The 24,822-nt window shown below is 70.9% G+C and carries 22 protein-coding genes and 1 pseudogene; 9 read left to right on the top strand and 14 right to left on the bottom strand.

What is annotated here, in order from left to right; genetic code table 11:
• Positions 1-80: 80 nt before the first annotated feature.
• The gene (locus tag H4N64_RS38085; RefSeq protein ID WP_186287186.1) at positions 81-1,592 is read left to right on the top strand and encodes a CehA/McbA family metallohydrolase; all 1,512 of its coding nucleotides are present in this window, start codon (positions 81-83) and stop codon (positions 1,590-1,592) included.
• On the opposite strand, the gene H4N64_RS38080 is transcribed toward H4N64_RS38085, so the two are convergent.
• Positions 1,561-2,367 carry an endonuclease/exonuclease/phosphatase family protein gene (locus H4N64_RS38080; protein ID WP_186287185.1) on the bottom strand — a complete coding sequence of 269 codons (807 nt, stop codon included), beginning with the start codon at positions 2,365-2,367 and terminating at the stop codon, positions 1,561-1,563. The genes H4N64_RS38085 and H4N64_RS38080 overlap by 32 nt on opposite strands.
• A 115-nt stretch (positions 2,368-2,482) precedes the next feature.
• Between H4N64_RS38080 and H4N64_RS38075 the strand changes: the two genes are divergently transcribed.
• Positions 2,483-2,875: a nitroreductase/quinone reductase family protein gene (locus H4N64_RS38075; RefSeq protein ID WP_186287184.1), complete on the top strand. Its 393-nt coding sequence runs from the start codon at positions 2,483-2,485 to the stop codon at positions 2,873-2,875.
• Positions 2,876-2,880: 5 nt separating this feature from the next.
• On the opposite strand, the gene H4N64_RS38070 is transcribed toward H4N64_RS38075, so the two are convergent.
• The 6 genes from H4N64_RS38070 to H4N64_RS38045 form a co-directional block, all read right to left on the bottom strand.
• On the bottom strand, positions 2,881-4,326 hold the full coding sequence (locus H4N64_RS38070; protein WP_186287183.1) for an aldehyde dehydrogenase family protein: 1,446 nt from the start codon (positions 4,324-4,326) through the stop codon (positions 2,881-2,883).
• Entirely contained in the window at positions 4,323-6,056 is a 1,734-nt protein-coding gene (locus H4N64_RS38065; RefSeq protein WP_186287182.1) for an N-acyl-D-amino-acid deacylase family protein, read from the bottom strand. Before H4N64_RS38065 ends, H4N64_RS38070 begins: the two co-directional genes overlap by 4 nt.
• Before the next feature lie 15 nt (positions 6,057-6,071).
• Complete coding sequence (locus H4N64_RS38060; RefSeq protein WP_186287181.1) at positions 6,072-7,190, bottom strand: LLM class flavin-dependent oxidoreductase; 1,119 nt, start codon at positions 7,188-7,190, stop codon at positions 6,072-6,074.
• 117 nt (positions 7,191-7,307) lie between these two features.
• The gene (locus H4N64_RS38055) at positions 7,308-8,078 is read right to left on the bottom strand and encodes an SDR family NAD(P)-dependent oxidoreductase (protein WP_186287180.1); all 771 of its coding nucleotides are present in this window, start codon (positions 8,076-8,078) and stop codon (positions 7,308-7,310) included.
• An 11-nt stretch (positions 8,079-8,089) separates the two neighbouring features.
• Entirely contained in the window at positions 8,090-9,028 is a 939-nt protein-coding gene (locus H4N64_RS38050) for a TIGR03619 family F420-dependent LLM class oxidoreductase (protein WP_186287179.1), read from the bottom strand.
• Positions 9,025-10,251 carry an amidohydrolase family protein gene (locus tag H4N64_RS38045; RefSeq protein WP_186287178.1) on the bottom strand — a complete coding sequence of 409 codons (1,227 nt, stop codon included), beginning with the start codon at positions 10,249-10,251 and terminating at the stop codon, positions 9,025-9,027. The genes H4N64_RS38050 and H4N64_RS38045 overlap by 4 nt, the downstream gene beginning before the upstream one ends.
• Before the next feature lie 200 nt (positions 10,252-10,451).
• On the opposite strand from H4N64_RS38045, the gene afsR reads away from it, so the two are divergent.
• A complete protein-coding gene (gene afsR, locus H4N64_RS38040) occupies positions 10,452-13,406 on the top strand; it encodes an SARP-family global regulator AfsR (RefSeq protein ID WP_186287177.1) in 2,955 nt (984 codons plus the stop codon).
• A 219-nt stretch (positions 13,407-13,625) separates the two neighbouring features.
• The gene (locus H4N64_RS38035) at positions 13,626-13,826 is read left to right on the top strand and encodes a hypothetical protein (RefSeq protein WP_186287176.1); all 201 of its coding nucleotides are present in this window, start codon (positions 13,626-13,628) and stop codon (positions 13,824-13,826) included.
• A gap of 143 nt (positions 13,827-13,969) precedes the next feature.
• Here the strand turns inward: H4N64_RS38035 and H4N64_RS38030 are convergent, their stop codons facing one another.
• Positions 13,970-15,511: a FadD3 family acyl-CoA ligase gene (locus H4N64_RS38030; RefSeq protein WP_222109880.1), complete on the bottom strand. Its 1,542-nt coding sequence runs from the start codon at positions 15,509-15,511 to the stop codon at positions 13,970-13,972.
• A 95-nt stretch (positions 15,512-15,606) separates the two neighbouring features.
• Here H4N64_RS38030 and H4N64_RS38025 point away from each other — a divergent pair, with 95 nt between their 5' ends.
• Genes H4N64_RS38025 through H4N64_RS38015 form a run of 3 tightly spaced genes read left to right on the top strand, consistent with a single transcriptional unit; the run spans position 15,607 to position 17,957 of the window.
• A complete protein-coding gene (locus H4N64_RS38025; RefSeq protein ID WP_186287174.1) occupies positions 15,607-16,755 on the top strand; it encodes a lipid-transfer protein in 1,149 nt (382 codons plus the stop codon).
• Between the two features lie 15 nt (positions 16,756-16,770).
• Positions 16,771-17,187, top strand: a complete 417-nt coding sequence (locus H4N64_RS38020) for a Zn-ribbon domain-containing OB-fold protein (protein WP_186287173.1) — start codon at positions 16,771-16,773, stop codon at positions 17,185-17,187.
• Entirely contained in the window at positions 17,184-17,957 is a 774-nt protein-coding gene (locus H4N64_RS38015) for an enoyl-CoA hydratase/isomerase family protein (RefSeq protein ID WP_186287172.1), read from the top strand. The genes H4N64_RS38020 and H4N64_RS38015 overlap by 4 nt, the downstream gene beginning before the upstream one ends.
• Positions 17,958-17,966: 9 nt before the next feature.
• Here H4N64_RS38015 and H4N64_RS38010 read toward each other — a convergent pair whose 3' ends face one another.
• The 3 genes from H4N64_RS38010 to kbpA form a co-directional block, all read right to left on the bottom strand.
• Positions 17,967-18,452 (bottom strand): hypothetical protein, encoded by a 486-nt coding sequence (locus H4N64_RS38010; protein ID WP_186287171.1) that lies wholly within the window; start codon positions 18,450-18,452, stop codon positions 17,967-17,969.
• A 183-nt stretch (positions 18,453-18,635) separates the two neighbouring features.
• Positions 18,636-20,963 carry an outer membrane protein assembly factor BamB family protein gene (locus tag H4N64_RS38005; protein ID WP_186287170.1) on the bottom strand — a complete coding sequence of 776 codons (2,328 nt, stop codon included), beginning with the start codon at positions 20,961-20,963 and terminating at the stop codon, positions 18,636-18,638.
• A gap of 163 nt (positions 20,964-21,126) precedes the next feature.
• Positions 21,127-21,843 carry an AfsK-binding protein KbpA gene (gene kbpA / locus H4N64_RS38000; protein WP_186287169.1) on the bottom strand — a complete coding sequence of 239 codons (717 nt, stop codon included), beginning with the start codon at positions 21,841-21,843 and terminating at the stop codon, positions 21,127-21,129.
• Positions 21,844-21,965: 122 nt separating this feature from the next.
• Here kbpA and H4N64_RS37995 point away from each other — a divergent pair, with 122 nt between their 5' ends.
• A complete protein-coding gene (locus tag H4N64_RS37995; RefSeq protein ID WP_186287168.1) occupies positions 21,966-22,613 on the top strand; it encodes a TetR family transcriptional regulator in 648 nt (215 codons plus the stop codon).
• A 91-nt stretch (positions 22,614-22,704) separates the two neighbouring features.
• Here the strand turns inward: H4N64_RS37995 and H4N64_RS37990 are convergent, their stop codons facing one another.
• The gene (locus H4N64_RS37990; RefSeq protein ID WP_186287167.1) at positions 22,705-23,157 is read right to left on the bottom strand and encodes an Lrp/AsnC family transcriptional regulator; all 453 of its coding nucleotides are present in this window, start codon (positions 23,155-23,157) and stop codon (positions 22,705-22,707) included.
• A gap of 82 nt (positions 23,158-23,239) precedes the next feature.
• On the opposite strand from H4N64_RS37990, the gene H4N64_RS37985 reads away from it, so the two are divergent.
• Entirely contained in the window at positions 23,240-23,845 is a 606-nt protein-coding gene (locus H4N64_RS37985) for a LysE family translocator (RefSeq protein ID WP_186287166.1), read from the top strand.
• Between the two features lie 3 nt (positions 23,846-23,848).
• Here the strand turns inward: H4N64_RS37985 and H4N64_RS37980 are convergent, their stop codons facing one another.
• Together H4N64_RS37980 and H4N64_RS47035 are read right to left on the bottom strand one after the other, a co-directional pair.
• Positions 23,849-24,325, bottom strand: a complete 477-nt coding sequence (locus H4N64_RS37980) for a nitroreductase family deazaflavin-dependent oxidoreductase (protein ID WP_186287165.1) — start codon at positions 24,323-24,325, stop codon at positions 23,849-23,851.
• Positions 24,322-24,822 (bottom strand): annotated as a pseudogene (locus tag H4N64_RS47035) (acyl-CoA dehydrogenase family protein); the annotation flags it as partial. The gene H4N64_RS37980 and the pseudogene H4N64_RS47035, both read right to left, overlap by 4 nt.

The following is a 24,822-nucleotide window of genomic DNA, read 5'->3' as shown; positions in this document are numbered from 1 at the left end:
GCTTGCGCCGGACATGCTCGACGCCCGCCGATTTCCTTGTCTTCCTTGCGAGTTCACGCCCAAGGGGAACACTCCCGGGCATGTGTGATGACGACGCAATGCTCGGAAGACGCGCCCTGTTCGTGACGGGCGCCGCGGCTGCGCTTACGTTGGGGAGCGTGACCTTCGCGAGAGGGGCGGACGACATGCACCACACCGAGACCCGCACGGTCCGCGGGACTCTGCCGCCCGGCTCGCCCGACTTCGTGTACGTCCCCGTCGAAGTACCCGACGGGGTCAGGGAGATCAAGGTCGCCTACACCTACGACCGCCCGACGGTCCCGGCCGGCACCCCCGGCAACGCCCTCGACATCGGCATCTTCGACGAACGCGGCACCGACCTGGGTGGCAAGGGCTTCCGCGGCTGGTCCGGCGGCGCCCGCACCGAGTTCTTCATCCGCGCCGACGACGCGACCCCCGCGTACATCCCCGGCCCCGTGCACGACGGCACCTGGCACATCGTCCTCGGCCCCTACACCGTCGCCCCCCAGGGCCTGAGCTACGAACTCACGATCACGCTCTCCTACGGCGAGCAGGGCGCCGTGGCCGAGCCCGTGTACCCGCCCCAGCGGGCCAAGGGGCGCGGCCGGGACTGGTACCGCGGCGACTGCCATCTGCACTCCTGGTACTCCGACGGCCGCCGCACCCCCGCCGAGATCGCCGACCTCGCCCGGGCGGCGGGCCTGGACTTCATCAACAGCTCCGAGCACAACACGCACTCCGCGCACGCCCACTGGGCGGATGTCGCGGGCGACGATCTGCTGGTGCTGCTGGGCGAGGAGGTCACCACCCGTAACGGCCACGTCCTGGCCCTGGGCACGGATCCCGGCACCTTCGTCGACTGGCGCTACCGGGCCCGCGACAACCGCTTCGGCAAGTTCGCCCGGCAGATCCGCAAGGCCGGGGGGCTGGTCGTGCCGGCCCATCCGCACGCCACCTGCATCGGCTGCAACTGGAAGTTCGGCTTCGGGGAGGCGGACGCGGTCGAGGTGTGGAACGGCCCGTACACCCCGGATGACGAGGTGGCGCTGGCCGACTGGGACGGGATGCTGGTGGCGTCGGTACGGGAGGGGCGGGACTGGATCCCGGCCATGGGCAACTCCGACGCGCACCGGGCGCCCGACCCCGTGGGCTCACCGCAGACAGTGGTGCTCGCCGACGACCTGACCCGGGAGGCGATTCAGGAGGGGATCCGGGCGGGGCGGTCGTACGTCGCCGAGTCCAGGAACGTGTCGGTGACCTTCACGGCGGCCGGCGGACGGGGACAGCACGCGGGGATCGGGGAGCGGCTTCGGGTGGACCGGGACACTCCGGTGACGGTCCGTCTGGAGGTCACGGGGGCGCCTCGGTGCACGGTGCGGTTCGTGACGGACCAGGGCGTACTGTTCACCAGCGCCCCGCTGCCGGTGACGGGGGCCGGGACGGTGGAGTGGCGGACGACGCCTTCGTATGCGGCCTATGTGCGGGCGGAGTTGCGACACGAGGCCGTGATCGCACCCCTGCCGGGCGCTTTGGCGGCGTTCACGAATCCGATCTTCCTGGGGCGGGACTGAGGGATCGGCCCATCAGATCCACGACGACGGCCGCGTGGTCGGAGGGCCAGACCCCGTCCACGGGGCGGTCGCCGGCCCGCCGTACGTTCCGCACGGACCCCGGCCCGCCCAGATGGACGTAGTCGATCCGCGCCCCCTGCTGGGACCCGGCCGGCCGGTACGGGAGTTCCGGGTCCCAGTCCCAGGTCGCCGCCGGGGTCGCCGGGTCGGCCTCCGACCAGGCATCGCGGAAGTGGCGCCGGAACAGGCGCAGTTCCTCGGAGTCCGGCTCGGCGTTGAAGTCGCCGGTGATGATCACGGTGCCGTCCCGGCGCGCGAACTCCGCCAGCGCCGCCGCCTGTTGGTGCCGTACTGCGGTGGCGGTCGGTGCGGATGTCAGGTGTGCGGTGAAGAAGGACACCGGGCCCGTGCGCGCGTACAGAGCCAGCCGTCCGTCGTCCAGCTCGGGCGGGACGGGCAGCCGCAGGACCCCCGTCTCCTCCATCGGCCGGCGGCTCAGTACCGCGTTGCCGATGTCGACCGACGGGTCGCCGATCCGGCGCCGCCACCGCTCCGGGGCCGGGGAGGCCGCCCATGTCCAGTGCAGGCCCAGCTCGTCCGCCAGCCACTCCGCGAGGTTCTCCCCGTCGGCGGCCCACACCTCCTGCAGGCCCACGATGTCGGGCCGAAGGTCCCGCAGCACGGAGCGGATCGCCTTCTGCCGTTCGCGCCAGGGCCCGAACCGCCACCACAGGTTCCAGCTGACCACCCGCACGGCCACCCACCCCTCGGTCATGGCACCGTCAGGGGCACCATTAAAGAGGGCGCGGTGAAACCCTGCGTCAACCGCACCGCAAAACGTATGTGAACGCGCCCGAACGCCGCCGCCGATGACAGGAGCCCTGCCGACCATGTCCCCCAGCATCGAGCGCAAGTACCGGACCGCCAGGGCCTTCCAGCGCCGGCTCAACGCCGTCATGCGCCGTCTGCCGAACCACACCCTCCTGGAGACCACGGGCCGCACCTCGGGCCTGCCCCGCCGCACCCCGGTCGGCGGCCGTCGTATCGGTGACTCCTTCTGGCTGGTCTCGGAGTTCGGCGAGCGTTCGCAGTACGTGCGCAACATCCGGGTCGACCCGAAGGTGCGGGTACGCATCCACGGCCGCTGGCACGAGGGCACGGCCCATCTGATGCCGGACGACGACCCGGTGGCCCGGCTGCGGACCCTGCCCCGCTTCAACAGCGCAGCGGTACGCGTGATCGGCGCGCGACTGCTCACGGTGCGCGTCGACTTGACCGACTGAGGCGATCACCCCGGCCACACGATCGACTGCACCTCGCTGTACGCGTGCAGGGCGTAGGACCCGACGTCCCGGCCGACCCCGCTCCTCTTGAACCCGCCGAACGGCGCCTCCATGTTCCGGCCGACCGTGTTCACGCCCACTCCGCCGGCCCTGAGCCGCCGGGCGATCCGGAAGGCTCTCGCCACGTCCGCCGACCAGACGTAGTCGATCAGGCCGTAGTCGGAGTCGTTGGCGAGGGCGATCCCCTCGTCCTCCTCGTCGAAGGGGATGACGGACACGACGGGACCGAAGATCTCCTCGCGGGCGACGGTCATGTCGTTGGCGCAGTCGGCGAGGAGGGTCGGGGCGACGTAGAACCCCTTGTCCAGCGGCGGCCGTTCACCGCCGGCCACGACGACCGCGCCTTCCTTGCGGCCGATGTCGATGTACGACTCCACCCGCTCCCGGTGCGCCGCCGAGATCACCGGCCCGACCACCGTGTCCGGCTCCCTCGGATCCCCCACCTTCAACCGACCCGCACAGGCGGCCAGTTGCTCGACCACCCGCTCGTACACACCCCGCTGCGCCAGCACCCGCGTCGGCGCCGTACAGATCTGCCCGCTGTAGAAGGAGAACGTCGTCCCGATGCCGGCCACCGCCGAGCCGATGTCCGCGTCGTCGAGGACGACGGCCGCGCCCTTCCCCCCGAGCTCCATCAGCTGGCGTTTCATGTCGCGCCCGCACACCTCGGCGATACGGCGGCCGACGGCCGTGGAGCCGGTGAAGCTGACCATGTCGACGTCCCCGGAGGCCACCACGGCCTCCCCGACCTCCACCGAGGTGCCGGAGACCACGTTCACCACCCCCGGCGGCACCCCGGCCGCCTCCAGCACCTCCGCCATCCGGTACACGGACAGGGGGTCCTGCGGGGCGGGCTTCACGACCACGCTGTTGCCCATCGCCAGCGCCGGGGCGACCTTGCCGGCCGCATTGGCCCACGGGTTGTTGTACGAGGAGATACAGGCGACCACCCCGACGGGCTGCCGTACCGCCAGCGCGCCCATCACCCCGGCCCTCCCCATCGGCCCGGCCTCGTTGATCTGCGGCGGTATCGCCCACTCGCCGGGCTCCACGCGCGCGTACCGCCGAAAACGGGCGGCGGCCACCCCGACCTGCATCCCGCGCGCGGTGCCGGTCGTGGCGCCGGTCTCGGCCTGCGCCAGTTCGGCGTACGGCACCGACCGCTCCCGGATCAGCTCCGCGGCCCGCCCGAGGATCGCGGCCCGCTCCTCGGGCGCCGTGCGCGACCAGGGCCCGAAGGCCTCGCGGGCCGCGGCACAGGCCGCGCGCACCTGATCCCGCGAGGCCTCGGGAGCCGAGCCGACACTCTCCTCGGACGCCGGGTCGAGGACGTCGTAGAACCCGCCCTCGGGCTCCACCCACGACCCCCCGATGAACAACCGCTGCCTCACCGGGTGCTCACCGTCCGCGTGTCCCGCCCGGACCGCAGCACCCGCCCCGGCACGGCGCCCGTCACCACGTCGTCCCGGATCGCCTCGACCCCGTTGACCCACACGGCGCGCACCCCGAGGGCCTTGGAGTCGAGCCGCGGGCTGTCACCCGGCAGGTCGTGCACCAGGGTGGCCGTACCGGCGTCGATCCGTTCCGGGTCGAAGAGCACCAGATCCGCATGGAACCCCTCCTGCACCCGCCCCCGCTCCCGCAGCCCGAAGAGCCGCGCCGGGTCGTCGGTCAGCATCCGCACCGCCTGCTCGAGCCCGACCAGCCGCCGCCCCCGCAGACAGTCACCGAGGAACCGGGTCGTGTACGGCGCCCCGCACATCCGGTCCAGATGCGCCCCGGCGTCCGAGCCGCCCAGCAGGACGTCCTCGTGCTGCCAGGTCCGGGCCCGCAGCGCCCAGGACGCGGGGTCGTTGTCGGGCGGCATGGGCCACAGGACGGTACGCAGCTCGTCGTTCGCGCAGATGTCGACCAGACAGGCGAAGGGGTCCTGGCCGCGCTCGGCCGCGATGTCCCGCACGACCCGCCCGCTGAGTCCACGGTTCGCCTCGCTGTAGGTGTCACCGATGACGTACCGCCCGAAGTCCGCGAGCCGCCGGAAGACGCCGGCCTCCTTGGAATCGGCGCGGCGCAGCATCTCCGCCCGGACCTCCGGGTCCCGGAGCTCGGCGATCCGCTCCGGCACGGGCAGGGCGAGGATCGGACCCCAGCCCGGTATCAGGTTCAGCGCGCAGAACGTGCCCAGGGACATGTTCATCGGGGTCAGGATCGGCATGGTGAGCGCGACGACCCGCCCGCCGGCCTTCCGGGCCCGCTCGCTCGCCAGCAGTTGCCGGGGCACCCGCTCGGGTACGGCGGCGTCGATGGTCAGCACGTTCCAGTTCAGGGGCCGTCCGGCCGCCGCGCTCAGCTCCGCGAACAGCTCGATCTCGGCGTCACTGAACTGATCGAGACACCCGGCGACGATCGCCTCGATCTGCGTCCCCTCATGCTCACCGACGGCCTTGGCCAGCGCGAGCAGCTCCTCGGGCCGCGCATGCCGGGACGCGACCGGTTGCCCGTCCCCGTCGGAGTGCGTGGACGACTGGGTCGTGGAGAACCCCCAGGCCCCGGCGTCCATGGCGTCGTGCAGCAGCCGGAGCATGGCGTCGAGCTGATCACCGGTGGGCGTCCCCCCGACGGCGTCCGCCCCCATGACGTACCGCCGCAGGGCGCAATGGCCCACCATGAAACCGGCGTTGACGGCGATCCGCCCCTCCAGGGCGTCCAGATACTCCCCGAAGGAGTGCCAGCTCCAGGGCGCCCCCTCCTCCAACGCCACCAGCGACATCCCCTCGACCTTGGACATCATCCGGCGCGTGTAGTCGGCGTCGGCGGGACGGGCGGGATTGAGCGGCGCGAGGGTGAAGCCGCAGTTCCCGGCGGCGACGGTGGTCACTCCGTGGTTGAGGGAGGGGGTGGCGTACGGGTCCCAGAAGAGCTGGGCGTCGTAGTGGGTGTGGGGGTCGACGAACCCGGGGGCGAGGACGAGACCGGTGGCGTCTTCGGCGGTGCGGGCGGGTTCGGTGACACCGGGGGCGACGACGGCGATACGTCCGTCGCGGATGCCGACGTCGGCGGTGTAGGCGGGGGCGCCGGTGCCGTCGACGACGGTGGCGCCCTTGATGAGGTGGTCGAGCATCGTCCGGGTACCCCCTCAGACGGACTGCCGGAAGCGGGTGGTCCGGTGGACCGGATCCGTGTCGATCTTCGGAATCACATGCTCTCCGATGAGCCGGATGGTCTGGAGCGTCTCCTCCTTCGGCACCCCCACCGGAAGCCCAAAGCTCAACTGATCCGCCCCCGCCTGCTCCCACCGCTTGCACTGCCGAAGCACCTCATCCGGATCCCCACAGATGACGAGCTCCTCCTCGATGAGGACTTCGACGAACTCCTCGGTGTACTCGGGCAACGTCTCCGGCCACACCGGGAAGCCCTCGGGCCGCGGAAACGTGTCGTGGTACCGGAAGACCAGCGAGGGAAGATAGTGCAGCCCCCCGCTCACAGCGATCCGCACGGCCTCCTCGTGCGTGGGCGCGCAGATGGCCGTCGTCGTCACCATCACGTTGTCGTTGACGAAGTCCCCGATCGGCTCCGCGTCCACGATCGCCGTCTTGTACTGCTCCAGCACCCACTCCATGTCGGAGACCTTCTGCACGCTGAACCCCAGCACCCCGAGCCCCTTCCTCGCGGCCATGGAGTACGAGGGTGGCGACCCGGCGGCGTACCACATCGCGGGGTGGGACTTCCCGTACGGCTTCGGCAGTACCTTCCGCGGCGGCAGCGACCAGTGCTTGCCCTGGAACCCGACGTACTCGTCCTGGAGCCACATCTTCGGGAACTCGGCGATGGTCTCTTCCCAGATCTCCTTGGTGTGGTTCATGTCCGTGATGCCGGGCAGGAACCCGAGGATCTCGTGCGACCCGGCACCCCGACCGCTGCCGAACTCGAAGCGGTTCTGGGAGAGATGGTCGAGCATGGCCACCTTCTCGGCGACCTTCACGGGGTGGTTGACCTGGGCGAGGGGGTTGAAGATCCCGGAGCCGAGATGGATCCGCTCGGTGGCATGCGCCAAGTACCCCAGGAACACATCGTTCGCCGACAGATGCGAGTACTCCTCCAGGAAGTGATGCTCGGACGCCCAGGCGTACTTGAACCCGGCCCGGTCCGCCGCGATCACATACTCGGTCTCCTCCATCAGCGCCTTGTGCTCGGCGAGCGGATCGGTCTCTGCGCGCTTGCCCACGTATCCCTGTACAAAGAGCCCGAATTCCAAGGCGGTTCACCGTCCCCGGTCTGGAGTGTCCGATGGATATCTGATGGTCCGTCAGATCGCTGACTGTGGCACCGTACGCATGAGGCGTCAATAGCTGACGGCTCGTCAGATGTCCCGTCAGACGACCGACACGCCCGCCAGCCATCCGCCGTCGATCACGAACGGCTGCCCGGTGATGTACGAGGAGTCCTCCGAGGTCAGGAAGAGGGCGAGCCGGGCCACCTCCTCCGGCCGCCCGATCCGCCCGAGCGGCACCAGCCTGCGGTACAGCCCGTCCAGCGCCCTGGCCGTCTCCTCGGCGTCCGCGGCCGGATCCAGCTGGGCCGGGTTGGACATCGCGGTGTCGATCGCGCCGGGGCACATGGCATTGACGCGGATGCCCCGGGGGGCGAGTTCCAGCGCGGCGACCCGGGTGAGCCCGACGATGGCGTGCTTGGTGGCCGCGTACGCCCCGACGGCCGCCATCCCGGTCACCCCGGTGTAGGAGGCGGTGTTGACGATCGTGCCGCCGTCCTCCATCTCGGGCGCGACGGTCCTGACGCCGAGGAAGCAGCCGACCTGGTTGACCCGGACGACCCTCATGAACTCGTCGAGGGGCGTGTCCACGAGGGAGTTGAAGCGCAGGATGCCGGCGTTGTTGACGAGCCCGTCGATCCGCCCGTACGCCTCCTTGGCCCGCCGCACGGCCCCCTGCCACTGCTCCTCCTCCCCCACATCGAGAGGGACGTACAAGGCCCCGATCTCCTTGGCCAGCGCCTCCCCTTGGCCGTCGAGCACATCCGCCACGACGACCGAGGCCCCCTCCTCACGGAACAGCCGCGCCTCCTGCTCCCCCTGGCCGCGCGCCGCGCCGGTGACGATGACGACCCGTCCGTCCAGCTTGCCCATGTGCTGACTCCTCACAGGTGGGGACCTACGTCGGCGCCGAACGCCGCTATCTGGTCGATGAGTTCGCCACGGCTCCGGCTGCGGAACCGCACCTGTACCTGGTCCACGCCCATCGCCCGGTACGCCCGCAGAGACTCGGCGAGTTCGTCCGGACCGCCGGTGAGCGTGCGGCGGCCGACGTGCCAGGTCGGGGTGCCGATGTAGAGGGGTTCGGCGATGGCGCCGAAGGTGAAGGGCCCCTGACTGTGCCTGATAGCGGCTCCGCCGCGGGCAGCCTGTTCACGGAGTTGCCGGATCCGGGCGATCTGCTGGGGCAGCCGGTCCCGTGGATCCCCCTGCGGCAGCCATCCGTCCCCTTTGAGCGCGGCCCGGCGCACGGCGGCGGGCGAGGAGCCTCCGACCCAGATCGGGACGCGCTCCTGCGCGGGCCTCGGCAGCTGACCGAGCCCTTCGAAGTCGTACAGCTTGCCGTGATGCTCGGGGAACTCCTCCGGCCCGAGCGCGGCACGCAGCGCGTCGATGGTCTCGTCGAGTACGGCGCCCCGGTGCCGGAAGTCCACCCCCAGCGCCGTGAACTCCTCCTCCACATGTCCGGCGCCCACCCCGAGGAGCAGGCGCCCGCCGCAGAGACGGTCGAGGGTGGCGTACTGCTTGGCGGTGAGCAGGGGGTGGCGCAGGCCGACCACGGCGACATGGCTGAGCAGCCGCACGCGCTCGGTGGCGGCGGCGAGGTAGGCGAGGGTGGCGACGGGGTCGTACCAGACCGTGCTCATCGCGGGCGCGAGTCGGCGCGGGATGGCGACGTGGTCGCAGGAGGCGACGTAGTGGAAGCCGGCGCGGTCCGCCGCACGGGCTGTGGCGAGCAGATCCTCGGGGCCGGCGGCGGCTTCCCAGGGCTCGGCGTAGAGGGTGCTCTGCGACTGTACGGGGAGCTGGATGCCGTACCTCACGGCGACCAGAGCCCGTCGGGGGTGAGCTGGAGCAGCTCGATGGCGTTACGCCGTACGATCCGCTCGACCACGTCCGCGTCCAGGTGCCCCATCTGCGCCTCGCCGACCTCCCGGGACTTCGGCCACGTCGAGTCGGAGTGGGGATAGTCGGTCTCGTAGAGGACGTTGCCGACGCCGATGGAGTCGAGGTTCCTGAGTCCGAAGGCGTCGTCGAAGAAACAGCCGTGGACATGGTCGGCGAACAGCTCGGACGGCGGCCGGTGCACCTTGTCGGCGACCCCGCCCCACCCCCGGTTCTCCTCCCAGACGACGTCGGCGCGCTCCAGGATGTACGGAATCCACCCGATCTGCCCCTCGGCGTACATCACCTTCAGGTTCGGGAAGCGCTCGAACTTGCCGCTCATCAGCCAGTCCACCATGGAGAAACAGCAGTTGGCGAAGGTGATGGTGGAGCCGACCGCGGGCGGCGCGTCGGCGGAGGTGGAGGGCATACGGCTGCTGGAGCCGATGTGCATGGCGACGACCGTGCCGGTCTCGTCGCAGGCGGCGAGGAAGGGGTCCCAGTCGTCGGTGTGGACGGAGGGAAGTCCGAGATGCGGGGGTATCTCGGAGAAGGCGACGGCCCGGACACCGCGGGCGGCGTTGCGGCGGACCTCCTGGGCGGCGAGCTGGGCGTCCCAGAGAGGGATGAGGGTGAGCGGTATGAGCCGCCCCCGCGCCTGGGGCCCGCACCACTCCTCCACCATCCAGTCGTTGTACGCCTGGATGCACAGCAGCCCCAGCTCGTGATCGCTCGCCTCGGTGAAGGTCTGGCCGCAGAAGCGCGGGAAGGTCGGGAAGCAGAGGGCCGACTGGACGTGGTTGACGTCCATGTCGGCGAGGCGGGAGGGGACGTCGTACGACCCTTTGCGCATCTGCTCGTAGGTGATGACTTCGAGCTTGATCTCGTCGCGGTCGTACCCCACGGCGGTGTCGAGGCGGGTGAGCGGCCGCCGTAGGCCTTCGTAGACCCACCAGTCGCCGATCGGTCCGTCGTCCCCCTGTTCGCCCATGACGGGCTTGAAGCGGCCGCCGAGGAAGGTCATCTCCTTGAGGGGCGCACGGACGATACGGGGCCCGATGTCGAGATACTTCTTCGGGAGCCGGTCCTGCCACACCTGCGGGGGCTCCACCGTGTGGTCGTCGACGGAGATGATCAGAGGAAAGGTCGGATTGGTCTCCATGGCGCCCACGGTAGCGCTGATCTGACGGTCCGTCAGCTGTCGGAGGGCTGGTCGACTCTGCCCGGAAGTGTGCGAAGGCGTTGTGAGGGCTTTGTGGTGTACCGCACGTCTGGCTGTGAGTGCCGTCTCGCACGGCTGACGCATCCGCCATGAACAAGGCAAACTGGCCTGGTTGTCATGACGTTCTGCAGGGGGACGCGATGGACGGTGTACCACGGGTGCCGCAGCAGAGGCGTGGCGGCCCGGCCGGCTCACAGGAGCCGGCGGCGCTGCGCTTCGGCGTGCTCGGCCCGGTGCGTGCCTGGCGCGAGGAAGAGCTGCTCAACACCGGCTCCCCCCAGCAACGCGCCCTGCTCGCGGCCCTACTGCTGCGCGAGGGCCGCACGGCGACGGCGGCGGAGCTGATCGACGCCCTGTGGGGCGGGGAACCACCGTCCCAGGCGCTGGCGGCACTGCGGACGTACGCGTCCCGTCTGCGCAAGGTCCTGGACCCCGGGGTCCTGGTGAGCGAGTCGGGCGGTTACGCGGTTCGTTCGCTGGGCGAGGGCGCCCTGGACCTGTCGGTGGCGCAGGAGCTGGCGACGGAGGCGGAGAAGGCGCGGGGGGCGGGGGATCTGTGCCACGCCCGTGCCGTACTGAACCGGGCGCTGGCGCTGTGGGACGGGGAGCCGCTGGCGGGAGTCCCCGGTCCCTATGCGGAGGCGCAACGCGTCCGCCTGGAGGAATGGCGGCTCCAACTCCTCGAGTCCCGCCTGGACATGGACCTGGAACAGGGCTGCCACGCCGAGGCGGTCTCGGAACTGACGGCCCTGACGGCGGCGCATCCGCTCCGGGAGCGCCTGCGCGAGCTGCTGATGCTGGCCCTGTACCGCAGCGGACGCCAGGCGGAGGCGCTGGCGGTGTACGCGGACACTCGGCGCCTGCTGGCGGACGAACTGGGCGTGGACCCTCGTCCGGGGTTGAGGGAGCTCCAGCATCGAATCCTGCAGGCGGACCCGGGCTTGGCGGAACCGTCAGCTCCCCTCGCCGAACCCTCGGCGGTCCCGGTCCGGCCGGCCCAACTCCCCGCCACCGTACCCGACTTCACGGGCCGCGCGTCCTTCGTCTCCGAGCTGAGCGACGTACTGGCGTCGGCGGAGGGCCGGGTGATGGCGGTGTCGGCGCTGGCGGGGATCGGGGGTGTCGGCAAGACGACCCTGGCTGTCCATGTGGCCCACCAGGCTCGCTCGGCGTTCCCGGACGGCCAGCTGTACGTGGACCTCCAGGGCGCGGGCGCGAGGGCGGCGGACCCGGAGACGGTACTGGGCTCGTTCCTGCGGGCCCTGGGCACGGCGGACTCGGCGATCCCGGACTCGCTGGAGGAGAGGGCGGCGCTGTACCGCTCGGTCCTGGACGGCAGGCGGGTCCTGGTACTGCTGGACAACGCGCGGGACGCGGCGCAGATACGCCCGCTGCTGCCGGGGACGTCGGGGTGTGCGGCGCTGGTGACGTCCCGGGTGCGGATGGTGGACCTGGCCGGGGCGCACCTGGTGGACCTGGATGTGATGTCCCCCGATGAGGCCCTCTCCCTGTTCACGAGGATCGTGGGCGAGGAGAGGGTGGCGTCGGAACGGGAGGCGGCCCTGGACGTGGTGGCGGCGTGCGGCTTCCTGCCACTGGCGATCAGGATCGCGGCGTCCCGGCTCGCGGCCCGGCGGACGTGGACGGTGTCGGTACTGGCGGCGAAGCTGGGGGATGAGCGGCGCCGGCTGGACGAGTTGCAGGCCGGGGACTTGGCGGTCAAGGCGACGTTCGAGCTGGGGTACGGGCAACTGGAGCCCGCCCAGGCACGGGCGTTCCGGCTGCTGGGGCTGGCGGACGGGCCGGATATCTCTCTTGCTGCCGCCGCGGCGGTACTGGATCTTCCGGTGGAGAAGACGGAGGACCTGCTGGAGTCGCTGGTCGATACGTCGCTGCTGGAATCGGCGGCGCCGGGGCGGTATCGGTTCCATGACCTTGTTCGGCTCTACGCGCGTGCTTGTGCGGAGAGGGACGAACAGCCGCCCGGCGAGCGGAATGCGGCGCTGTCCCGACTCCTGGACTTCTATCTGGGCACCGCGGCCGGGGTCTACGCCATCGAGCGCCCCGGTGACCGGCTGGTGGACCACCTCCACCCCACCGGCCCGGTGGGCCTGACCTTCCCCGACCGACAAGCCGCACGGGACTGGCTGTACTCCGAGGCGGTACCGCTGCTCGCCTGTGTCCGGCAGTCCGCCGAGGGCGGCACCCTCCGGCGGGCTGTCGACCTCCTGTGGGCGTCCGTCGACCTGGCCGAGTCGGGGGCCAACTCGAAGGAGTACGAGGCCGCCGCAACGGTGCTGCGAGACGCCGCGCATGCCGAAGGCGACGTACGCGCAGAGGGCCGCGCCTCGGTCGTACTGAGCAACGCACGTCTGTTCTCCGGCCTGTTCGACCGGGCGTACCCGGAGGCGCAGGAGGCGATCCAGCTCGCCGAGGCGACCGACGACCCCCTGCCTTCCAGCTGGGCGGCGAACATCCTGGGGAGCATCGCGTTCTACCAGAACCGCTACACGGATGCCGAGCGGTTCTTCAGCCAGGCCATCGACAAGTTCCGGGGCTGCGGCGATGTCGCGGGGTCCGCGAGCCCGTTGTGCAACCTGTCCCGTCTGCACCTCGCCACGGGGCGTGCCGACACCGCCGTGGCGCTCGCCCGCCAAGGTACCGACATCTACCAGTCGTTGGGCCACACCCTGCGGGGCGCGAACGGCCGCTACGCCCTCGGGATGGCGCTGGCCAAGACGGGACAGCACAGCGAGGCGACGCAGCAACTGGACGAGGCGCTCGGGGTCTTCCGCGACAGCCGGCAGCGCCTGTGGGAAGGGATGACGCTGTGTCGGCTCGCGGAGGTCGACCTGGAGGCCCGCAAGCCGGCCCAGGCGGCGAGCAACGCCGAGACGGCGCTCACGGTGCTGCGCGGAATCGGCGGCGAATGGCGCCGAGGGCACGTGCTGACCGTTCTGGGCAAGGCCCTGAACGGCATCGGACACTCCGGCCGGGCACAGGTCTGCTGGCGCGAGGCCCTGGAGATCTACGAGCGGTTGGGCTCACCGGAGGCGGATGCGGTGAGGGGACTGATTGCGCCGGTCGCGGCGTGAGGGCGTTGGGAGCGGTGAGGAGCATGGGGGCGTTCATCATTCGTTTATCGCCGCCAGGCACTCTCAACGTGTCGATCCGTCGCGTCGGGGGGCAGACGGGACGACCTTCGGCCGTCGTCTAAGGTGAACGGCCGCGAGCAGCCCGTCCGGCGGCCCTCGGGGGAGTCGCCGGGCGGGCCTCGCAGTTCCGCACGGATCCACCAAGGGGAGGCACCACCCATGAGCAACACCGAGAAGGACCCCATCCTTGAGCCCGACAACACCCACGTCACCGACGTGGACAGTGGCGAGGAGATCAAGCCGCTCAACACGCATGTGACGAGCAGCCCGATCGAGCCCCTCAACACCCACGTCACGAGCACCGAGGACGAGGGCGAGGCCACCACGGACAACACCCACGTCACGGACAACCCGGCCTGACGGCCCGGCACACAGTCCTTTTCCCGCACGGGGATCGGCCGCGGCGGCGCGGAGGGGGAGCCGCCGCGGCCGAGGTGTGTCACGGTGATCAGTTCCAGCTGCGGGACGCTTTCGCTGGACATCCCGCACCCAGGGACGCCGGATCAGCTCCCCGGCGTCCCCCTCAGCCGCCCCTTCACCACCTTCCCGCTCGCGTTCCTCGGCAGCTCCGGCACGAACTCCACCGACCTCGGCACCTTGTAGTTCGCCATCTCCCGGCGGGACCACGCCATCAAGTCGTCCGCCGTCAGCACGGAACCGGAGCGCCGGACCACGTACGCCTTGCCGACCTCCCCCAGCCGGGCATCCGGTACTCCGACCACCGCCACGTCCGCCACATCCGGGTGCAGGCCCAACAACTGCTCGATCTCCGCCGGGTACGCGTTGAAGCCGCCGACGATGTACATGTCCTTGATCCGGTCCGTCACGCGCAGGTTCCCCGTCTCGTCCAGTACCCCGACATCCCCCGTCCGCAGCCAGCCGTCCGAGGTCAGGGTCTGAGCCGTCGCCGCCTCGTCCTCCCAGTAGCCGCGCATGACGTTGAAGCCCCGGACCAGGACCTCCCCTGGTTCCCCGAGCACGGGAGAATCCACCCTCACCTCCGTCCCCGGTATCGCCCGCCCCGACGTCGACGCGATCACCGACGGGGCGTCTCCCCGGCGGCACATCGTCACGATGCCGCTCGCCTCCGAGAGGCCGTACGCCGTCAGGACCGTCGCCACCCCGAGTTCCGAGCGCAGGCGCGACACGAGCCGCAACGGCACCACCGCCGCCCCCGTCACCACCAGCCGCAGCGCCGAGAGGTCGAAGGCCCCGCGTGACGGGTGGTCCAGTAGTGACTGCAGCAGCGTCGGCGGGCCCGGCAGTACCGACACCCCCTCCGCCGCCACGTTCGCCAGCACGGTGTCCACGTTGAACACCGGCTGCGGGATCATCGTCGCCCCGCGCATCAGACAGGCGATCACCCCGGCCTTGTAGCCGAAGGTGTGGAAGAAGGGGTTCACGATCAGATAGCGGTCGCCCACCCTCAACCCCGCCAGATCGCTCCAGATCTCGTACGCCCTCAGCGTCTGCCCATGCGTGATCACCGCCCCCTTCGGACGGCCCGTCGTCCCCGACGTGTAGACGATGTCCGACGGCGACGACGGGCCCACGTCGACCGGGCCGAACTCCAGCCCCTCCCCGCTCGCCAGGAAGTCCTTCCAGGTCAGAAAGTCCGCCGGCGCGTCATCCGCCAGCACCACGACCCGCTCCAGCGCCGGCAGCGACTCAAGCCCCGCCCGCCTCAGCGACGCCACATACGACGTCCCCAAGAACGTCCCCGTCACGAACAGCAACCGCGCCCCGCTCCGGCGCAGCACATCCGCCGCCTCCGCGCCCTTGAACCGCGTGTTCAGCGGCACCAGCACCGCCCCGGCCGACGCCGCGCCCAGCGCCGCCACGATCCAGTCCAGGGAGTTCGGCGCCCAGATCGCCACCCGGTCGCCCGGCCGGACCCCGTTCGCCATACACGCCGCCGTCGAACGCGAAACCCTCTCGTCCAACTCCGCGTACGAGATCCGCGTACGCCCCTCCACCACCGCCTCGGCGTCCGCGTACCGCTCAGCGGCGTACCGGACGAGTCCCGGAATGCTGCCCCACTCCATGTCACCGCGCACAACAGCCCCCAAACCAATAGCTGACTGTCCGTCAGATTAGCTGTAGCCTGACGCACTGTCAGCAGACGGGAGGGGCAAACAGCATGGTCGGGATCAAGGACGCCACCGCCATCGTGGGCATTGGACAGACCCCCTTCGCCAAGCAACTCCGAGAAGACGAGCGCACCCTCGCCTGCCGAGCCGTCCTCGCCGCCCTCGACGACGCCGGGATCGCGCCGGGCGAGGTCGACGCGCTCGCCTCCTACACCATGGAGGACACGGACGAGGTGGAGCTGGCCAAGGCCGTCGGCCTCGGTGACCTCACCTTCTTCAGCAAAGTCGGTTACGGGGGCGGCGGTTCGTGCGCCACCGTCGCCCACCTCGCCGCCGCCATCGCATCCGGCCAGGCCACCGTGGGCGTCGCCTGGCGCTCACGCAAGCGGGGCAGCGGGCCCCGGCCGTGGACCAACACCGACGTCCAACTCCCCACTCCCGCCCAGTGGACCCGGCCCTTCGGGCTCCTGCGGCCCGTCGATGAGATAGCCATGCTCGCCCGCCGCCATATGCACGAGTACGGCACCACCCGGGACCACCTCTTCAACGTCGCCCTCGCCTGCCGCAACCGCGCCAACCAGAACCCCTCCGCGATCATGTACGACCGCCCCCTCACCCGCGAGATGTACATGACCTCCCGCTGGATCAGCGAGCCCCTCTGCCTCTACGACAACTGTCTGGAGACAGATGGGGCGTTGGCCTGCGTCGTCGTCAGCAGTGAGCGGGCCCGGGACTGTGCCCAGCGGCCCGTCTACGTCCACTCCGCCGCCCAGGGTCTGCCCGCCCAGCACCATGGCATGGTCAACTACTGGAACGACGATCCCCTCACCGGCCCCGCCTGGACCGCCGCCCGCCACCTCTGGAAGCACGCCGACCTCACCCCTCAGGACATCGACGTCGCCCAGATCTACGACGCCTTCACCCCCCTCGTCCCGCTCTCCCTGGAGGGCTACGGCTTCTGCGGGAGAGGAGAAGGCGGCGCCTACACCGAACAAGGCGCCCTGGAAATCGGCGGACGGCTCCCCATCAACACCGGTGGCGGCGGGCTCTCCGAGGCCTACGTCCATGGCTTCAACCTCATCAACGAAGGCGTCAAGCAGCTCCGCGGCACCGGCACCGCCCAGGTCCCCGGCGCCGCCACCTGCCTCGTCACCGCCGGCGAGGGCGTGCCCACCTCCGCGCTGCTGCTACGAACCTGAGGAGTTGATCCACGGATGCTCTCCCCCGTCACCGACCCCGACGGCGCCCCCTTCTGGCAGTACGCCGGCCAGGGCGAACTCCGCCTGCAGGCCTGCGCCGACTGCGGCGAACTCAGGTTCCCACCCCGGCCTTGCTGCCCGCACTGCCAGTCCTTCGCAAGTGAATGGCGGCCCGTGAAGGGGCACGGCCGTATCTGGTCCTACGTCGTTCCCCATCCGCCTCTCCTGCCCTACTACGCAGCTCAGGCGCCGTACAACGTCGTCCTCGTCGAGCTCATCGACGCGCCCCGCATCCGTCTCGTCGGCAACCTCGTCGCCCGGGCGGGTGCGCCTCTCGACTCCGTCCCGCTCGACCGTGTGCGCATCGGGGCCCGGGTTCAGGCCGTCTTCAGTCCCGAAGGGCTTCCGCAGTGGGTTCTGGAGCGTCCATGAGCCTCGACATCAGCGTCGACAAGGACACCGGCGTCGCCGTCGTCACCCTGAATCGGCCCGAGAGACTCAACGCCATCGATCTGGAGACGGCGGCTGAACTCGCCGACGTCTGGCGGGCGTTCCGTTTCGATGACCCCGTACGCGCCCTCGTCCTCACCGGCGCCGGGGAGCGGGCCTTCTGTACCGGCATCGACCGCGATGTCGTCGTCCCTCAGCCGAACTCGCCGTATATGCAGGACGATCCGTTGCTGAGAGTCGGGCCCAAGTCCAGTGACCTCTTCAAGCCCGTCATCGCCGCCGTGCACGGGATGGCCTGTGGCGGGGCCTTCTATCTGCTCGGTGAGTGTGACTTCATCGTGGCCGACCCGACCGCGGAGTTCTTCGATCCCCACACCACCTACGGCATGGTCAGCGCCTATGAGTCCCTGCTCATGGCTCAGCGGATGCCCATCGGTGAGGTCGCACGGATGATGCTCATGGGCACCGCCGAGCGGATGTCCGCCCGGCGGGCCCATGAGGTCGGGCTCGTCTCCGAACTTACGGAGGACGACGGCCACTTGGCTGCCGCCCTGAAGTGCGCCACCGTCATCGCCGGTTACCCCACCCACGCCGTCCAGGGCACCGTCCGTGCCCTCTGGGCCGCCCAAGAGGCGGCCCGTGCCCATGCCTTTGCCCAGGCGCCTCATCTCATCGCGCTCGGGAATCTGCCCGCCGAGCGGCAGGCCGAGTTGTTCGCGGGGCGGCGGAGCGGCGGCCCTCGGGTGAGGTGACACAGGCTCTCAGACGGACGGCATCAGCTCGGCCTCGCAGTGGTCGACCTGTGTCGCCTTGGCCGCGTCGGTGAGGTCGAGCTGGACCTGCACCGTCTCGTTCGCGGGGACGAGCTCGTCCACGGTCTGCATGTCGACCACGGAGGACCGGGCGTCCAGGAAATGGACGACGACGGTGACATCGGCGCTGGTGCCGTTCGGGTTGGTGACCTCGACGGTCGCGTACGGGCTCTCCTCGGTGGCGCAGCTGACCAGCTCCACGGTGGCGTCCTGCGTCGCCTCGGCGGAACCGGAGCCGCTGGATCCGGAGTCGTCGTCATCGTCGTGGCGGGAAGTGGAACTGTCATGGTTCTGGCTGGAGCTGCTGCATCCGCCGCCCGAGTCGCCGTCGCCGCTGCCGCCGCCGTGGCCGCGGCCCGACGAGAAGCCCGTCAGCGCCAGGACCACCAATGCCGTTACTGCTGTGAATTTGAGCTTGCGCCCCCGAAGATCCATATCGGCACCCTACCGATCACCTGTCACGGTCATGTCACCACGTGGCGACCGGGGCGTCCCCGGCGTAGCGTCTGGGGTGAGAGCGGCACCAGAGCCGCTCCCGGCAGCGACGGCCGCCGTCTGGCCCCCTTCCGTGCACCGGTACGACGGCCGTCCCCCGCCCCGGAGATCAAGCCCCGGAGATCAAGCGGTCCTGGCCGTTCCGGTGCCCTTCTCCGCGTCCAGCGCGTACACGCAGCGGTCCTTGCTGCACGCGTACACGACGCCGTCCCGCACGACCGGGGAGCCGGTGATCTCGCCGCCGGTCGCCAGCTTCCAGCGCAGGCGGCCGTCGTCGGCCTTGAGGGTGTAGAGCAGGTGGTCCGTGGAGCCGAAGTGGATGCGGCCCTCCGCCACGGACGGCGCCCCCACGATGTCCCCGCCCGCTTGGAAGCGCCACTTCGGCGTTCCGGTGACCGCGTCCAGCGTGTACAGGCCCTTGCCGCTTCCCACGTGCACATGGCCCGCGGCCACCAGTACCGGTTCGACGGAGGATCTGGACTCCGTCGCGATCCGCCAGCGGTCGCGGCCGTCGGTCGCGTCCAGGGCGTACACCGTGCCGAGGTAGTCGGCGAGGTACACGCCACCGCCCGTCACCGCCGGGCCCGGCACGAAGGTCGGCGGGCAGAGGAAGACCGCGGGCGCCTCGAAGTGCCAGCGGACCTGGCCGGAGGTGACGTCGAGGGCGAGGACCCGGGTGCCCGCGGAGACGTAGACATAGCCGTCCACCGCCTGCGAGACCCGTACCGGGACGCCGCCGCAGGAGGCCGCGTCGCCGATGGGGTAGGACCAGCGCTCGTCGCCCGTGCGGGCGTCCAGGGCGCGCAGACGGGCGTCCTGCCAGACGTAGACCGTGCCCTCGTGGAGCGCGGGGCCCGCCTCGGGGGACTCGAAGTCGGTCTGGGCGCCGGTGAGCTCCCACAGCTTCTGACCGGTGGACGCCTCCCAGGCCTGGACCCCGCCGCCGCGGGTGCCGGTGACGACCGTGCCGCGTTCGGCCTTGAGGGAGTAGACCCAGGCGTCCGTCGACAGCCGCCACAGGTCGCCGCCCTCGCGGCAGTCCAGGGCGAAGAGGGTGGGGCCGTCGGAGGCGTGGATACGGCCGTCCGCGACCGCCACCGACCAGGCGACGTCCCTCGTCTTGAAACGGCGGCGGCCGGTGCCGACGTCCAGGGCGTGCACCTCGAAGGAGGTGACGTAGACCAGGTCGCCGGAGACCGAGGGCGTACCCCACACATCGTTGGACATGCGGAACCGCCAGGGCCGCCAGCCGCTCGCCGTCTCCGGGGGCGCTGTCGGGGCCGGGGGTACGGCAGGGTCTGCGCCGTTGACTCCGGGGCGGGGCTTGGACCAGGAGGCGACCAGGCCGGCCTCCGGCGGCGGCGCCTTCACGGCGGCGGCGCGGGCGTCGGCGGCGCGCGGTCCCGGGCCGATCGGCACCTGGGCGCCCGCCAGGCGCACCGGGCCGATGTCGGGGGCACCCACGGGTGCCGGCACGGGGTCGCGGGAGGGCGGCGGCGGGGCCATCCGGCCGCCGCTGCGTCCGCCGGAGCTGGGGGTCGGCTTGGTCGGCGGGCGGCCGTTGCGGCGGGCCTCGATCAGGCTCACCGCCCGCTCGGGCAGCCACGCCGACGCCGTACCGCTGTCGTCCGAGCCGGAGCCGAAGAGGTGGGGTGCGAGCTGGGCCTGGAGGTCGGCGGGGTTGGGGCGGCCCGTGGCCTCCATCTGCATACAGGACTCGATCAGCGGGCGCAGTTCGTCCGGGAGGCCCTCCAGGTCCGGGCCCTCCCGGAGCAGCATGAAGACGGTCTCGACCGGGTTGGCGCCGTGGAAGGGCGGGTGGCCCGTCGCCGCGAACACCAGCATCGAGCCGAGCGAGAACACATCGCTCGCGCCGGTCACGCTGCGGGAGTCCTTCGCCTGCTCGGGGGACATGTAGGCGGGGGTGCCGACGGCGACGTTCGTCATCGTCAAACGGGTGTTCGAGACGCCGGACGCGATGCCGAAGTCGATGACTCGGGGGCCGTCCTCGACGACAAGGACGTTGGAGGGCTTCAGGTCGCGGTGGACGAGACCGGCGCCGTGGATCGACTGGAGGGCCTCCGCCACGCCCGCCGCCAGCCAGCGCACCGCCTGGGCCGGGAGGGGCCCGCACTCGTTCACTATCTCTTCGAGGGAGGGCGCGGGGACGTACGCGGTGGCCAACCACGGCACGGCGGCGCGGGGGTCGGCGTCGACCACGGCCGCCGTGTAGAAGCCGGAGACGGCCCGGGCCGCCTCGACCTCGCGTGTGAAGCGAACGCGGAAGAGCTGGTCCTCGGCGAGCTCCGTACGGACCGTCTTGATCGCCACGCGTCGGCCGGACGCCGAGCGCGCGAGATAGACCAGCCCCATGCCGCCGGCACCCAGCCGTCCCAGCACCTCGAACGGCCCGATCCGCCGCGGATCGTGCTGTGTCAGCTGATCCACCACTTGCCTGCCACCTCCCCGTACGGGCCACGTCACCCACGTATGTACGCGACCCCGTGCAGCGTCTCACCACCGCACCGCCATGGCGGCACGCACCCCGATTCTTCCTGTCCGCGGGCGTGGTTGCGAACCCGGGGTCGAATCGGGGTGTCTTTGGATAAAAGCCTCAGTTCGAGCGCTGGAGCAGCGCGAACGACGCCCCCTGATTGTCGGTGACGACGGCCACTGTCCCGTACGACGTCTCAAAGGGTGGAGCCTGGACCCGTCCGCCCAGCCGCTGCACCGCCCCGAGGGCCTCCTCGCAGTCCTCCACCGCGAAGTGGACGAGGAAGTGGGGCGGCATCTCGGTGGGGAAGACGTCGGAGACGGGGGCGCGGCCGAAGTCCGGCTCGGCGTCGGGGCCGAACAGGGCGTCGTGGAACAGGCCGCCGTAGAACTCGTCGGCGTTCTCGGTGTCCCGGGCGTACAGCTCGACCCAGGCGAAGGTGCCGGGTTCCTGACGGCGCCCGAAGCCGGGGTGCTCGCCCGCCTGCCAGAGGCCGAAGACGGCGCCCTCGGGGTCGGTGACCAGCGCGGTCACCCCCTCCCCGGCGCCGACCTCCACGGGCGCGGTGACGATCTGGCCGCCCGCCTCCCGGATCCGCCGGACCAGCGCCTCGGCGTCCGGGGTGGCGAAGTACACCGTCCAGACGGTCGGCATCCGTCCGTCCGTCTTGTGGACGAGCGTGGCGACGCGCTCCCCGTCCTTGAGCGCGTAGGACTCCTCGAAGCTCCACCCGAAGAGCTCACCGTAGAACCGCTTGCCCGCCTCGACGTCGGGGAGCTGGGCGTCCACCCAGCAGGGGACGCCCTCGGCATACCCGGATGCCCTGTTTTCGGCCATGTCGCCAAAGTAACGGGCGCTTACGCACCCCGCAGACCAGGCACACCAGCCTCCGGGCACTCGTGCACCCCATTTGCAGTCGGCCGAATCGCGCTCCGATCACCCCTCGGTAAGCTGACGGCATGACAGGACAAGTGCGTACCGTCGACGGCCGCGTGGCCGGCCGGCGTGGGCAGGCGACCCGGCAGAAGCTGCTCGACTGCCTCAGCGAGATGCTCAGCTCCTCCCCTTACCGGGACGTCAAAGTCATCGATGTCGCCCGGAAAGCGGGCACTTCGCCCGCCACCTTCTATCAGTACTTCCCGGACGTCGAAGGCGCCGTCCTGGAGATCGCCGAGCAAATGGCCGCCGAGGGCGCCGGGTTGACCGAGCTGCTCGCGGGGCGGTCGTGGGTCGGCAAGTCCGGCTGGCAGACCTCTCAGGAACTCGTCGACGGATTCCTGGAGTTCTGGCGGAAGAACGACGCGATCCTGCGCGTGGTCGATCTCGGTGCCGCCGAGGGCGACAAACGCTTCTACAAGATCCGGATGAAGATCCTGAACTCGGTGAACAACTCCCTCGCGGACGCGGTCGCGGAGTTGCAGGCCAAGGGCAAGGTCGACAAGGACGTCAACCCGGCCGCGGTGGCGGGTTCGATCGTCGCGATGCTCGCGGCGGTGGCCTCGCACCAGAAGGGCTTCCAGACCTGGGGCGTCAAGCAGGCCGAACTCAAGCCGAACCTGGCGCTGTTGGTGCATCTGGGCGTGACCGGCAAGAAGCCGACGAAGTAGCGCCCGGATCTCTTTCCAGTCTTTTTCCAGGCCCCCCCCAAGTCCTGTCTGGCAGGCGGCTGTTCACCGAGGTGGACGGCCGCCTGCCGCGCTATGCGGGCAGCGGACGGCCGCGTACGACGTGCTTCATCACCAGCGTCGAGGTCAGCCGCTGTACCCCGGGCAGGGTGGCCAGGCGCTCGTCGTACAGCCGCTGGAAGGCGGCGAGGTCGGCGGTCGCCACCCGCAGCAGGTAGTCCGGCTCCCCGAACAGCCGCTGGGCGTCCAGTACGTACTCGATCTCGCCGATGGCCCGCTCGAACTCGGCGACGGTGTCCCGGTCCTCCTGGCGCATCGAGACGAAGACCAGCGCCTCGAAGGTCAGCCCCACGGCGGTCGGCTCCACGACGGCCCGGTAGCCGCTGATCGCCCCCGACCGCTCCAGCTCGCGCAGCCGCCGGTGGCAGGGCGAGACGCTCAGCCGCACCCGTCCGGCCAGCTCGGTCACGGTCAGCCGCCCGTCCTGCTGGAGCTCGGCAAGAATTTTCCGGTCCACGTCGTCCATGAGGTAGATCTTCCCTCATGCCATGGGATGCCGAGCAAACTTCGACAACACTTTCGGGCCATTCCCGCCTAATGTCCCCACCATGGACTCCGGAACCCTCATCTCCTTCCTCGCTCTTGACCTGCTGCTGGTGTGTGTGCCGGGCGCCGACTGGGCGTACGCGATCTCGGCGGGACTGCGCGGCGGCTCGGTGGCTCGGGCGGTGGGAGGCCTGGTGAGCGGTTACGCCCTGCACACGGTCCTGGCGGCGGCAGGCCTCGCCGTCCTGGTGGCAAGCTCACCCGCGCTGCTGACCGGGCTGACGGTGGCCGGGGCGGCATACCTCGTCTGGCTCGGCTGGAGCGTGCTGCGCCGGCCGGGGGTGCCCGGGGAGGCGGCCGGTGCCGGGGACCGGGTCTTCTTGCGCGGGGCCATGATCAGCGGCCTGAACCCGAAGGGCCTGCTGCTGTATCTGTCGGTCCTGCCGCAGTTCCTCGCCACCGGCGGCGGCCATCTGCCGGTCCCCGCGCAGACCGCCGTCCTCGGCCTGCTCCACATGGCGTGCTGCGCCGCCGTCTACCTCGCCGTCGGCCTGGGCGCCCGCGTGGTCCTCGGCGCCCGCCCGGCGGCGGCCCGCGCGGTCACCCGGACCTCCGGAGCGGCGATGCTCGGCATCGGGGCGTTCCTGCTGGTCCAGCACACGCTCTAAGCCCTACGACGTCCTTCGTACGGCCCTGAAGAGCCGGATCTCCCGCTCCACCCGCGCCTGATAGGTGGCGTAAGGCGGCCAGAAGTCCAGCGCCACCTTCCATACGGCCGCCCGCTCCTCCCCTGTCAGCAGTTGCGCGGTTACGGCGATGTCGGCGCCCTTCCAGTTGATCTCGGCCTCGGGATGGGCGAGGAGGTTCGCCGTCCAGGCGGGATGGCCGGTCCTGCCGAAGTTGGAGCCGATGAGGATCCAGGTCCCCTTCTCCGGTTCCGGCATACAGGCGAGCGGCGTACGGCGGGGCTGTCCGCTGCGGGCGCCGGTGGAGGTGAGGATCACCCCGGGCAGCATCCGCGCGCTGAGCAGCACCCGGCCCCGGGTGAGCCGGTGCACGGCACGGTCGAGCGCCGGGATCACATGCGGGGCGACCTTGGCGAAGCCGCGCGTCGACGACACCTTCTGCACGATCCGGACGCCGATCACACCGTCACCTCCGGCGCCTCGAAGAGCCGTACCGCCTCCGCCGCGTGCGCCCGCAGCCGGTGCACGGGTCCGAACAGCAGCTCGTCGCCCGCGGCCCGCTTGAAGTACAGGTGAACGTCGTGCTCCCAGGTGAAACCGATGCCCCCGTGCAACTGGATCGCCTCTCCCGCGGCACTGCGCAGCGCGTCCAAGGCCTGGGCGAGGGCGAGCCCGCCGACACGGTTGTGGTGGGCGGTGGCCCGAGCGGCTTCCCGGTGGCCTGTGGCCCCGGCGACTTCCTCATGGCCTGTGGCCCCGGCGGCTTCCTCATGGCCTGTGGCCCCGGCGGCTTCCTCATGGCCTGTGGCCCCGGCGGCTTCCCCGTGGCCTGTGACCCCGGCGGCTTCCCGGCGACTGGCAGACCCCGCGCCTTCCCGACGACCGGCAGGCCCCACGGCTTCCCGACGACCGGCAGGCCCCACGGCTTCCCGGCGACCGGCAGGCCCCACGGCTTCCCG

It is taken from the genome of Streptomyces cupreus (assembly GCF_014257025.1).
GTDB lineage: Bacteria > Actinomycetota > Actinomycetes > Streptomycetales > Streptomycetaceae > Streptomyces > Streptomyces cupreus.
This window is presented reverse-complemented; position numbering and strand designations above follow the sequence as displayed.